This window comes from Pelolinea submarina, from assembly GCF_003966975.1.
GTDB lineage: Bacteria > Chloroflexota > Anaerolineae > Anaerolineales > Anaerolineaceae > Pelolinea > Pelolinea submarina.
On sequence record NZ_AP018437.1, the window covers coordinates 1,388,537 to 1,401,054 of the forward strand.

Consider the following 12,518-nt stretch of genomic DNA (forward strand, 5'->3'; position numbering starts at 1 on the left):
CAGTTATTTTTCAAGGAGGTGTATCTGACAAAATTGAAATTACCTATCCAAAAAAATATCAACTAACCTATTTGAGGAGGATAAATGAATTCGAAAGTTTATAAGTTTGCAGCATTATTGCTCGTAGCAGCTGTGGCTTTTAGTGCATGCGCCCCGAAGGAAGCTGCCAGTACTACTTCCGGTGACAAGATTAAAGTGGCGGTAGTGGTGAAAGCCGTTACCAGCGACTATTGGAAGCTGGTTGGCGCGGGCGTGGATCAGGCTATGGTAGATGATCCCACCATCGAAGCGGAATTCCTGGGTCCGAACGAAGAGACGGACATTGAAGGACAAATCCGCATCATTGAAGCGCAGATTTCCGCCAAAGTGGACGCGCTGGCCGTGGCCCCCAGCCAGGCTGATCAATTGGCTCCCACCCTGCAAAAGGCTGTGGACGCCGGTATCCCGGTGGTGTTGATCGACACCAACATTGATACCTTCGAAGCCAAATCAGCCTTTGTCGGTACCGACAACAGACTGGGCGGCACCATGGCGGGCGAGTTCATCGCCGGCAAGTTGCAGTCAGGCGACGAAGTAGCCATCATCCGCGGTGCGGCGGGCGACCCCGTGCATAACCTGCGCGAAGAGGGTGCGACTGAGGCATTGGAAGCGGCCGGCCTGGTAGTTGTGGCCGTGCAGCCTGCTGACAGCGATCGCGCCAAGGGTCAGTCCGTGGCCGAGAACCTTTTGACCGCCAACCCGAACCTGAAAGCCATCTATGCTACCAATGATGAGATGGCGCTGGGTGCGTTGAACGCGGCCAAAGCCGCCGGAATGTCCCTGGTGATCGTGGGCTTTGATGCCTCCCCGGATGCGCTGACTTCCATCGAAGCGGGCGAACTCTCCGGTTCCGTGGCGCAATTCCCCGGCAAGATTGGCGAACTGGGCACCCTGACCGCTGCGGCAGTAGCGCGCGGCGAGGCAGTGGAATCCTTCGTCAACACCGGCGTGGACGTTGTCTCCATTGACAACATCACCACCTACAAACCGGATGCGAAGCCGGCAGCCGCTGCTGAACCCCTTAAAGTGGCAGTAGTGGTAAAAGCTGTCACCAGTGACTATTGGAAGCTGGTTGGCGCGGGCGTGGATCAGGCTATGGTAGATGATCCCACCATCGAAGCAACCTTCCTGGGCCCCAATGAAGAGACGGACATTGAAGGACAAATCCGCATCATTGAAGCGCAGATTTCCGCCAAAGTGGATGCGTTAGCCGTGGCCCCCAGCCAGGCTGATCAATTGGCTCCCACCCTGCAAAAGGCTGTGGAAGCTGGCATCCCGGTGGTGTTGATCGACACCAACATCGATACCTTCGATGCCAAATCAGCCTTTGTCGGCACCGACAACAGACTGGGCGGCACGATGGCTGGTGAATTCATCGCCGGCAAGTTGCAGGCTGGCGACGAAGTAGCCATCATCCGCGGTGCGGCGGGCGACCCCGTGCATAACCTGCGCGAAGAGGGTGCGACTGAGGCATTGGAAGCGGCCGGCCTGGTTGTTGTGGCCGTGCAGCCTGCTGACAGTGATCGCGCCAAGGGGCAAACCGTGGCCGAGAACCTTTTGACCGCCAACCCGAACCTGAAAGCCATCTATGCTACCAATGATGAGATGGCGCTGGGCGCGTTGAACGCGGCCAAAGCCGCCGGATTGACTCTGGTGATCGTGGGCTTTGATGCCTCCCCGGACGCGCTGGCTTCCATCGAAGCGGGTGAACTCTCCGGTTCCGTGGCGCAATTCCCCGGCAAGATTGGCGAACTGGGCACCCTGACCGCTGCGGCAGTAGCGCGCGGCGAGAGTGTGGAATCCTTCGTCAACACTGGCGTGGACGTTGTCAACATCGATAATGTAGCCGAATTCAAGTAAGTCAAGTAAAAAAATTGGTGGAACCTGAGCAATCAGGTTCCACCGTAATAACCGGGTTTCACAACGACGCGTAAGTGTGTACCTTAATTTTCATAAATGGAATTATTTTTAATAGATTGGATTGTTTGTTGAAATGAATTTGTTGGATTGTAAGCATAGAGATGGAAAATTATCCGCAATACAAAATTAATAAGGAGGCAGTGAATGATTAGAATCGCAAATGCACCTTGTTCCTGGGGGGCGCTGGAGTTCGATTTGGGGGCGGAAGAACCGGATTATATTCAGGTATTGAATGAGATTGCTGAAACCGGGTACGATGGCACAGAATTGGGGGATTGGGGTTTTCTACCAACTAATTCGGACGAATTATCCAACGAATTACACAATCGTGGCCTGAAGCTGTTGGGTGCGTTTGTCCCTGTGCCTTTTAAGAATAGAGAGGCTCATCAAACCGGAATGGAAGATGCTTTGCGTATCGCGCGCCTGATGGCTGCCGTGGAAGGCGATTTGCCTTTCATTATCCTGGCGGATGAGAACGGCTCGGTACCGGAACGCACCCAAAACGCCGGCCGGGTTACCCCGGAGATGGGCTTGAGCGAAGAACAATGGGAAATTTTTGCCGAGGGGGTTACACGTGTGTCTGAAGCGGTGAAACGGGAGACCGGACTGCGTACGGCTTATCATCATCACTGTGCCGGTTATGTGGAAACCCCATGGGAAATAGAAAAATTGATGTCCCTGACCGACCCGGATTTGGTTGGGCTGGTGTTCGACTGCGGCCATTATCGCTTCGGCGGCGGCGACCCGTTGGAAGGGCTGCGTAAATACGGTAAACGTATTTGGCATTTCCATTTCAAAGATCATGAACCGCAGGTTGGCAAGAAATCCGCTGAAAACAAGTGGGATTATTTCAAATCGGTCAGCGAAGGAATCTTCTGCGAGTTAGGCAAGGGTGACGTGGATTTCCCCGCGCTGCTGGCTGAGCTGGAGAAGATGGGCTTTGACGGCTGGGGTGTGGTCGAGCAGGATGTCCTGCCCGGCATGGGCAAACCCAAAGACTCCGCTCGGCGCAACCGGGAATATATCCGTTCGCTCGGTTATTAAACAATTCGTAAATTCACATGCATAAAGAGATTTTTTGCGGGAGGTAAGCGTATATGGCACAGGATAATAGAAAATCAATCGCGGTCGGCATCATCGGCACGGGGGGCATGGGGACACGACACGCCGGTAATATTCACCGATTGGTGGACGGCGCGCTTGTTTCCGCGGTTTTCGACACAGACCAGAAAAACGCTGCCAACGCGGCCGCTGTTTGTGACGGCGCGCAAATTTTTGATGATCCTTTGAAATTGATTGACAGCCCCACGTTGGACGCGGTCTTAATCGCTTCTCCGGATAATAACCACTCGGACATGACCCTGGCCTGCCTGAAAGCCGGAAAGCCGGTATTGTGTGAAAAACCGTTGGCCACTAATGTGGAAGACGCGCTGGCGGTCGTGCAGGCGGAAATGCAGAGCGGCAAGCGTCTGGTTTCGGTCGGCTTCATGCGCCGTTTTGACCCGCAGCACGCGGCTGTCAGGGAAGCGGTGCTTTCGGGTGAACTGGGCCAGCCCCTTCTGTGGAAGGGCGTGCACCGCAACGCTTCCTCGGCTTACGGTACCAGCGGCGCGACCGTGCTGACCAACTCGGCCGGCCATGATATGGACTCTGCCCGCTTTCTGCTGGGTGAGGAAGTCCTTGAGGTTTACGTGCGCGGCATCAAAACCCGCCCGGAATTGCACGAGGACACGCGCGATTTGCTGATCCTCAACATGCGGATGAGCCATGACAAAATGGCGGTGGGGGAGGTGTTTGTCAACGCGGATTACGGTTACGAAGTTTCGGCGGAAGTGGTCTGCCAATACGGCACAGCCCTGACCCAGCAGCCCGACAAAGTTCTGTTGCGCCACAAAGCCCACCGCGGATTCTACGTTTCAGCGGATTGGCTTTCCCCCTTTACGGAGGCTTACATCGCAGAAGACCGTGCCTGGATTGAGAGCTTGCAGAACGGAACAGTATTCAGCGGCGCCAGCGCCTGGGATGGCTACATGGCTATGGCGGTTACCACAGCCTGTATCGAATCGCTGCACAGCGGCAAAATTGTACCGGTTAATACTATAGAGAAAGCGGAGATGTATCAATAATGGATATTGCCAAGCGCCCTGTTACTTTGTTCACCGGGCAGTGGGTAGACCTGCCGCTGGAAAGCCTGGCAGAGAAAGCCCATGGTTGGGGTTATGATGGCCTGGAGTTAGCCTGCGACGGTGATCATTTCGACGTGCAAAAGGCTTTGGCGGACAAAAACTATTTGCGCGAGAAACGCGCGCTGCTCGACCGTTATAACTTCCAATGCCATGCCATCAATATTTCCCTGGTGGGGCAGTGCGTGGCGGATAAATTCATTGATGAGCGCCACAAGCGCATCATCCCTGCCCGCATTTGGGGCGATGGCGACCCGGAGGGCGTGCGACAGCGCGCGGCTGCCGAGGTGATGGATGCGGCCCGCGCCGCGGCGGAATTCGGTCTGCAGCGTGTGATCGGTTTTACCGGTTCACCCATCTGGCACCTGTTTTACTCCTTCCCGCCCAATGATTGGGAACAGATCGAAGCCGGTTACCGTGAAGTGGCGGAACGCTGGACGCCTATTCTGGACGTGTTCGACCAGGTGGGGGTGAAGTTCTGCCTAGAAGTGCATCCCACCGAGATTGCCTACGATATCGTCACCACCCAGAAAACGCTGGAGGCTTTTGAACACCGCCCAGCCTTTGGGATCAATTTTGATCCCAGCCACCTGTATCATCAATTTATCGATCCGTCTGTTTTCATTGAGACCTTCGCGGATCGGATTTATCACGTTCATGTCAAAGACTGCTTCCGCCATCTGGACGGACGCAGCAGTATTTTAGGATCCCACCTGAAGTTTGGCGACCCGCGGCGCGGCTGGGAATTCATTACAGCCGGTTACGGCGGTATGGACTGGAATGCGATTTTCCGCTCCCTGAACCGCATTGGCTATGAAGGGCCGCTGTCGGTGGAATGGGAGGATAATGGAATAGAGAGGGAGTATGGCGTGCAGGAAGCGCTCAAGCTGGCGCGCCGCTATAACTTCCCGGTTGGCAGCCATTCGTTCGATGGCCAATTTGGCCAATAACTATTGTTTTTAGGAAAGGATAGTCTAATGAGTACAAGCTATAAGAGCCCACTGCACGAGACGGTGGAAACCACACAAACTGATTTTTGGAACGATTCCTGCTCTATTGAGGAATTGACCTATGCGATTGATAATGGCGCGGTTGGCGCAACTTCAAACCCGACCATCGTATTGAACGTGCTCAAACAGGAACTGCACCTTTGGAAAGACCGCTTGAACCAATTGATTAACGAAAATCCCGAGTGGTCGGAAGTGGAGATCACCTGGAAGATCTTTGAAGAAATCGGTGTAAAAGGTTCGGAATTGCTGCTGCCGGTGTTCGAGCGTGAACACGGAAAAAAAGGCCGCCTGTCGGTGCAGACCAATCCGGCCAATTACCGTAATGCCGCCGCGATTGTGGAGCAGGCTATATATTTTGACACGCTGGCACCCAACATCCAGGTCAAGATTCCGGTCACCAAGGCAGGCATCCGGGCGATTGAAGAGGCTACCTATCACGGCGTCAACATCAATGCCACCGTGTGCTTCACCGTACCGCAGTCTCTCGCGGTGGCGGAAGCGGTGGAACGCGGCTTAAAGCGGCGCGAAGCCGAAGGCAAGCCGGTGGACGATATGACCCCGGTTTGCACCATCATGGTCGGCCGCATGGACGACTGGCTGAAGGTCATCGCCAAAAAGAAACAAATGGCCGTGACTCCCGGCTATATGGATTGGGCCGGTGTAGCCTGCATGAAAAAAGCCTACGGCATCTACAAGCAGCGCGGCTACCGGACGCGCCTGCTAGCGGCGGCTTACCGCCACCACCTGCACTGGTCCGAATTTATCGGCGGCGACCTGATTCTGACCATTCCTTATAATTGGCAGCGTCAGTTCAACGCTTCGGACGTGGAAGTCAAGGAACGCATGGACAACCCCGTTCCGGTGGAAATTGTGGATTATCTCTATACCCACTTCGAAGATTTTAAGAAGGCTTATGACGAAGATGGCATGCCGGTGGAAGAATTTGATTCCTACGGTGCTACGGTGCGCACTCTGCGCGGTTTTATCCAGTCCTACCATGACTTGCAGGCACTGATCCGTGATTTTATGCTGCCCGACCCGGATAAATAGATTGGATATATGATGAGTACTTTGATTGATGAATTGATCGTAAAAGCCAGAGCGGCACAGGCCGAGATTGAATCCTGGCCTCAGGAAAAGCTGGATTTGATGACGGCCGCAGTGGGGTGGGAGACCTATAAACAGGCGGCGGCCATTGCCAAGCTGGCCGTTGAAGAAACCAACATGGGTGTTTACGAGCATAAAAAACTCAAACACGAGAAGAAAACCCTCGGAACGCTGCGCGATTTGCAGGGCGTAAAGACTGTAGGGCTGATTGAGGAAATACCCGAAAAAGGGCTGCTCAAATTTGCCAAACCGGTGGGCGTGATTGGGGCCATCACCCCGGTGACCAACTGCGAGGCCACGCTGCCGTCCAAGGCGCTGCCGGCTTTGAAAGCGCGCAATGCCATTATCTTCGGGCCGCACCCCAAAGCCAAGAAAACGGCCAAATTGGTTTGCGAATCCATGTGGGCGGGACTGCGCAAAGTCGGCGCACCCCTGGATTTGATCCAGTTGCTTGAAGAACCGACCATCGACCTTTCCAAGGAATTGATGAGCAAGGTTGATCTGGTGATTGCCACCGGCGGCGGTGCGCTGGTCAAATCGGCTTATTCCAGCGGCACGCCCGCTTACGGCGTAGGCGCCGGTAACGCCGTGGTGATCGTGGATGAGAGCGCGGATCTGGCAGGCGCAGCCAAGAAAATCGTGATCGGCAAGACTTTTGACAACGCCACTTCCTGTTCTTCGGAGAACTCGGTGGTTCTTCAGGCGGCTATCTATGATCAAATGGTGGCTAACCTGAAAGCCGAGGGCGGCTATATGTGCAGCGACGCGGAACGCGCCAAACTGCAGGAACTGATGTGGCCTGACGGCGTGCATCTTAACGGCGCCATCGTGGCCAAGCCGGTGGAACTCATCGCGGAAATGGCGGGAATCGCCATCCCCGCCGGCACCAAGATGCTGATGGTGGAAGGCAAGCACATCGGCAATGATGATCCTTTCTGTAAGGAAAAATTATCGCTGGTGCTGACTGTGTGGAAATACGAAAAATTCCCGGATGCCATCCGGATGATCGCGGATATCACCGCGCTGAACGGGCGCGGCCATTCCTGCGGCATCCACTCGACCAACGAGGATCACATCCGTGAATTAGGCGCGAAGGCCAACGTCAGCCGCATTATGGTCAACCAATCGCACAGTCTGGGCAACAGCGGCAACTACAACAATGGCATGCCTTTTACCCTGACGCTGGGCTGCGGAACCTGGGGCGGAAACATCACCACTGAAAACATTCACTGGAAACATTACATGAATGTCACCTGGCTGTCCAAACCAATCGACCCGGTCGAACCGGATCAGGAAGCCATTTTCGGCGCTTATTGGAAGGAATACGGGCGCGACTGAAAGTTCATAACAACTGAATACAAAAAGGCTTATGTTTAATAGGCCTTTTTGTTTTTAAAAAGCCCGAAAATTACAAAATGCTGAAATTTATTTAGGAAAGCATTGTTATATACTACTTAATATATTGTTTTGGTTTGGTGATTTTCTCAAATTGGGAGGAAGTATATGTTTTCTTTCATCCGAAATGAAAAGCCCAAATTTGATTGGATGTATCTGGGCATATTTCTTATTGTTGTTTTGGTACAGGGTTTTGTGGGATTGATCGTTTATGCAACCGGGGGAACTACCTTTGTGTACCCATATTTCATGTTCTTTCCCGTAATCGTGGGCGGCTTTATATTTGGGCCTTATGTGGGCCTGCTTTTCGGCCTGATCGGCGGATTGATTTTGGGGCCGGCGATGCCATTACTTGTACAGAATCATGTTCCACAGGCTCCCCAGAACTGGTTGATCCGCATTGGCTTTTTAAGTACCGCGGGTGGTTTGGTTGGCACACTAAGAAACTTCCTGATTGAAAACTTTAGAAAAAGGGAAGAGTATCTGACCATTGATCCTTTTACGAAATTGCCCAACCGGAATAGCTTCATTAGTTTGCTGGAAGATGAATTACGGGAGAAATCCTCTTATTCTGTTATGCTGGTGGAGATAAAAAACCAGGATGATATAGTAGCCGCATTTGGTTTTGATTTTTTCTCCCAATTAATCCAATTTCTGGATCCTGAATTACGACAGGTTTTAAAGCTGGATAAACCCATTTTCTCAATTCGCTTGAATCTGATCGGATTTGGTTTGTACAAAAATCACGATTGGTACGCGCGGCAACTAATTGAGTTTTTCAAGAAGCCTCTGATCATCCAGGGGATTCCCATTTTTTGTGATGTGGCGCTGGGTATTTCCGATTATCCTTCAGATGCGGCCACACCAATGGAATTAGTACAAAAAGGGCTCTTAGCTTTGGATGAAGCCAAGAAAAAGAATAAACCTTTTCAAATTTTGTCCTCGCGTGAGGCACGTTTATTGCCGGTTATCCAGCTTGTTTCTCAAATAGATGAGGCCATCCGTAACGGTGAGCTGGATTTTGACTATCAGCCCATTTTGAGCTCCAAAGACCTTTCCCCGAATTCCATTGAAGCGCTGGTACGTTGGACGCATCATGAGTACGGCCTGATTTCTCCTTCTGAATACATTGATTACCTGGAATCCACAAACCTGGTCAATGAACTGACTTATTGGTCGATTGAGCTAAATACCCAAAGAATAAAAGAATTGGCTGAGTTTGGCATACCGCTGCAAATGGCAATAAATATCTCGCCTACTAATTTAATGCAGGAAGATTTTGTCAGGCGAGTGGATGGAATTATTAAGAATTCTCAAGTAGACCCATCTTTAATTACGTTTGAGATAACCGAAAGGGGATTGGTTACCAGCTATGATGAAGCTTTGCTCAGCCTGAGCCAACTGCACGACCTGGGCATCAAAATCAGCATTGATGATTTCGGAGCCGGCAACACCAGTATCGATAGTTTTTCCAAGACAAAGATAGATACTCTCAAGATAGACCAGACCTTTACCAAAAATATCATTCTGGATGAGACCAACCGGAAAATTGTCCTTGGTTTGATCAACCTTGCCGCCAGCGTGGGGATTGAGACTATTGCAGAAGGTGTGGAAACACTGCCGATTTACCAGGAGTTGAAGTCATTAAATGTTGATTATGTACAGGGATATTATTTCTTCAAACCTATGGATCTCACCAAGGCAACTGCCTGGCTAAAGACTTATAAAGGAACTCAAGAGCTGCAATAAATAGGGAACAGCGTATCGAGAAAGATACCGGCTGAATTAAGCCGGTATCTTTTTAATAATCGATTGGTATCTTATTGGGCCGGTGGCTGCATGCCGCCGCCTCCGCCGCCACCTGGGCCGCCGCGTCCACCACCGCCACCGCCCATCATGTTCGAGGCAGTACCCAGGCTGGTCACGATGCTGGAGATGGTAAAACTGGTCACCTGACCGGCGCCGCTGACAGTCCCGTTCTCATAGAGCCCGTCCTGCGCGGTTCCGCTGGCGCTGCCGCCGGAGGTCAGGGTATAGGTCGCCCCATTCTGGATATCCGCGGAAGAGAACAACACGGATTGGTATTGCTTGCTGGGCGCGAAGGTCAGGATGCTTTCGCCTGCCTGATTCAGGATGCTGATCAGCGTATCGGCGCTTTGCGCGCTGTCGTAGTTGTACAGCACAGCGTACTGGCTGGAATCGCTGCTGGTGGCCTGGGCCATGCCGGAGCTGCCCACTGCCACGAGGAAGCCGCCGGAAATATTGAAGCTGCCCATGTAATCCACCGGTCCGTTGCCATTATTGGTTGGCCCGTTGACGATGACAACGCCGTCGGTCATGCTGATGGTGCCGTTGGAATCCAGCCCATCCCCGCCGGCATCCAGCACAATAGTTCCTCCGTTGATGGTCAGGGTGTAATTGCCGCCGTCGCTGAAATTATTTTGCCCGGGGCGTCCGCCCATAGCCGAACCGTCGCTGCCGCCGGCCACGTTGATGGCGTCGTCACTGGAGGTTACGTAGATAGTGCCGCCGTTGAGCGTGATGGCTGCGCTCTCAAGCCCTTCATAGGACTTGGTGATGTTGAGGCTGCCGTTGTTGATCACCAGGCTGGTGTCGGCATGCACGCCGTCGTCGCCCGAAGCGATGGTCAATTCACCGCCGTCAATAGTCAAGCTGCCATTGGAATGCAGGGCATCGTCTTCCGAATCGATATTGATGCTGCCGCCGCTGACAGTCAGATCCACACCGGCTTTCAGCGCTTTCATGCTTTCGGTCGTGGTGCTGTCCGAACCGGGGTTGCCCCAGCCAGCTTGTGTGCTGCTGTTGGCGCTGCCGCCGCCGGTCACGATGGTGAGGTTGCCGCCGCCAATCAGCAGGCCGGTTTCCGCCTGAATGCCGTCCAGGCCAGCGGTGATATTGATGGTGCCGCCGGAAATCGTCACGGTGCCTTTTTCCTCATCGGTGTCGTTGGTCGATTGAATGCCGTCGCTGCCGCTCACGATAGTTAGTGTGCCGTCCTGGATGGTGACGGAATCTTTGCCTTTGATGCCATCCGCAATCGCGTTCACCGTGATGATACCGTTCTCGATGGTCAGGGAGTCCTTGCTGGCAATACCGTTCTTGTAGCTGGCATTGACTGTCAATGAACCGCTGCCGCCGATGACCAGGTCGCTTTTGGAAAAAATAGCGGCGTCCGGTTCCTCTGTTTCCGCGTCCGCGAAGACATAGGATGCGCCGTCAGTGACGGTGTTGCTGCTGCCGTCTGCCAGGGTGATGACGACTTCCTCGGCACTGCTGACGAAGATTGGCGCGCTGCTGGTGTTGGTTATGACTGCGTTGTCCAGGATCAGTTCAACCGTGCCCTCGTCTTCCGTTTCAACAATGATTTGGCCGTTGTCCAAACTGCCGCTCAGACGGTAAACGCCGGCTGCGGTGATGGTAGCGGTTGTGCCGTCCACGCTGACGCCGCCGCCAACCACCCGGATACTGCTGCCTTCCAGGCTGATCTCGGCCGTCAGATCTTCGCTGTTTAAACTGGATGTGTCTACCAGGCTGACACTCTCAACTGTTGTGTTATTCGAGGAGAGAGTTGCGCTGGTCACTGCGGGTTGATTGGCAACGTTGGTTGAACAGGCAGTCGAGGTTAGGGTAACAGCCGCCACAATCAGGGCTGTAAGTAGTTTATTCATATTCTTATTCTCCATTTCGTTCGTGCACGCATGTTATCATGCCCCGTTTGAAAAAATGAATAATTGTCAACTTATTTACAAAAAATACATCTAAAGTCTCATTTTCCAACAACCTGCAGATGGAAGACATTTCCTTAAAATAAAAGAATCCGTATGTACTCTTTACGAATTCTTTTATTTCACACAACGGGCTGGTCATTCCCGTTGGAAATGTTACTGACAGTTTACGACCATATTATATGGGCCGAATGTCTGGTTGTTGGGATCGGAAATATGTACCTTCAGCCAGTAATTACCCGAGTTTTGGATTGTCCAGGTATATGATTCCGTGTCGCTACCGGCTTTATCGAAAGTGATTGTGTCTTCGGGGGCCATTCCCAGGTCGCTGGTTTCAGGCTGGTAGGTGATGGTTCCTGGCCCGTTAGCTTTTATATAGACTTCCACATTGATTGCCTGTGGGCAAGCCCCTGAGAAGGTCTTGTTGGTAATATTAGTGGATACCGATGTGACGGCAAAGAGCGGAGCGGGATTCTCAACGTTAATAATGACCCAATAACGGCCCATTTCTTCGCCATCATCGGCAAACAGCTGCCAGACACCGGTGTACTTGCCGGGTGTGTCCGGGGCAGTCAGGTCAACTTGAAAAGTAATATCCTCGTAAGGTTCGATTACCGAGGGGATGCTGATACTGGATGCGCCGCCCATGCGGCTGCCTTCCACAAATTTCAGCGCGTAGCCACCGGTCCAATCGCAATCGCCTTCATTGCGCAGCGTCCATGATTTTGTAAAGGTCTCCCCGGGTTCAAATACCGTACCATCTTTGATGGTCTCACCGATGATATGGCTGTCGTTGCAGGGAATTTCATCCTCTACAACTTCCTCTTCCATTGCCTGGGATTCGGGGGCATTATTCCCCGATTGACTTTGGCCGGATTGATTTTCTACGGGTTGTTGGGCAGATTGATTTTGGACGGGTTGGGCTGCGGCGTTTTGCAGAGCTTGCACAGTGAGTTGGAGTTGCAAGCTTTCCAACTCGTCGTTGTTCTTTTGATTGAATGAGATCGCGCAAGCCAACGTTGTTATTAAAACGAAAATCAGAATGATTGATACCAGAAAACGGTTTTTCTTTTTTGAGGCCATGCCCTCCTCCTCTCAGTTGACCGTCAACTATAGTA

Annotated in this window: 9 protein-coding genes; 7 read left to right on the plus strand and 2 right to left on the minus strand. The window is 52.5% G+C overall.

Annotated features, from left to right (window positions below; translation table 11 throughout):
• The first annotated feature begins 84 nt into the window (after window positions 1-84).
• The 7 genes from Pelsub_RS15845 (at window position 85) to Pelsub_RS06190 (ending at window position 9,403) form a co-directional block, all read left to right on the plus strand.
• Window positions 85-1,899, plus strand: a complete 1,815-nt coding sequence (locus Pelsub_RS15845; RefSeq protein WP_198418410.1) for a sugar ABC transporter substrate-binding protein — start codon at window positions 85-87, stop codon at window positions 1,897-1,899.
• 204 nt (window positions 1,900-2,103) lie between these two features.
• Window positions 2,104-3,003, plus strand: coding sequence for a sugar phosphate isomerase/epimerase family protein (locus tag Pelsub_RS06165; protein WP_116224604.1), 900 nt, complete (start codon window positions 2,104-2,106; stop codon window positions 3,001-3,003).
• A 53-nt stretch (window positions 3,004-3,056) separates the two neighbouring features.
• Entirely contained in the window at window positions 3,057-4,085 is a 1,029-nt protein-coding gene (locus Pelsub_RS06170) for a Gfo/Idh/MocA family protein (RefSeq protein ID WP_116224603.1), read from the plus strand.
• Window positions 4,085-5,092 (plus strand): sugar phosphate isomerase/epimerase family protein, encoded by a 1,008-nt coding sequence (locus Pelsub_RS06175; RefSeq protein WP_116224602.1) that lies wholly within the window; start codon window positions 4,085-4,087, stop codon window positions 5,090-5,092. The genes Pelsub_RS06170 and Pelsub_RS06175 overlap by 1 nt, the downstream gene beginning before the upstream one ends.
• A 27-nt stretch (window positions 5,093-5,119) precedes the next feature.
• Window positions 5,120-6,202, plus strand: coding sequence for a transaldolase family protein (locus Pelsub_RS06180; protein ID WP_116224601.1), 1,083 nt, complete (start codon window positions 5,120-5,122; stop codon window positions 6,200-6,202).
• A 12-nt stretch (window positions 6,203-6,214) separates the two neighbouring features.
• Window positions 6,215-7,597 (plus strand): aldehyde dehydrogenase family protein, encoded by a 1,383-nt coding sequence (locus Pelsub_RS06185; RefSeq protein ID WP_116224600.1) that lies wholly within the window; start codon window positions 6,215-6,217, stop codon window positions 7,595-7,597.
• A gap of 165 nt (window positions 7,598-7,762) precedes the next feature.
• Window positions 7,763-9,403 (plus strand): bifunctional diguanylate cyclase/phosphodiesterase, encoded by a 1,641-nt coding sequence (locus tag Pelsub_RS06190; RefSeq protein WP_116224599.1) that lies wholly within the window; start codon window positions 7,763-7,765, stop codon window positions 9,401-9,403.
• Between the two features lie 71 nt (window positions 9,404-9,474).
• Here Pelsub_RS06190 and Pelsub_RS06195 read toward each other — a convergent pair whose 3' ends face one another.
• Window positions 9,475-11,343 carry a carbohydrate-binding domain-containing protein gene (locus Pelsub_RS06195; protein WP_116224598.1) on the minus strand — a complete coding sequence of 623 codons (1,869 nt, stop codon included), beginning with the start codon at window positions 11,341-11,343 and terminating at the stop codon, window positions 9,475-9,477.
• A gap of 213 nt (window positions 11,344-11,556) precedes the next feature.
• Window positions 11,557-12,483: an NBR1-Ig-like domain-containing protein gene (locus Pelsub_RS06200; RefSeq protein WP_116224597.1), complete on the minus strand. Its 927-nt coding sequence runs from the start codon at window positions 12,481-12,483 to the stop codon at window positions 11,557-11,559.
• Window positions 12,484-12,518: the final 35 nt, after the last annotated feature.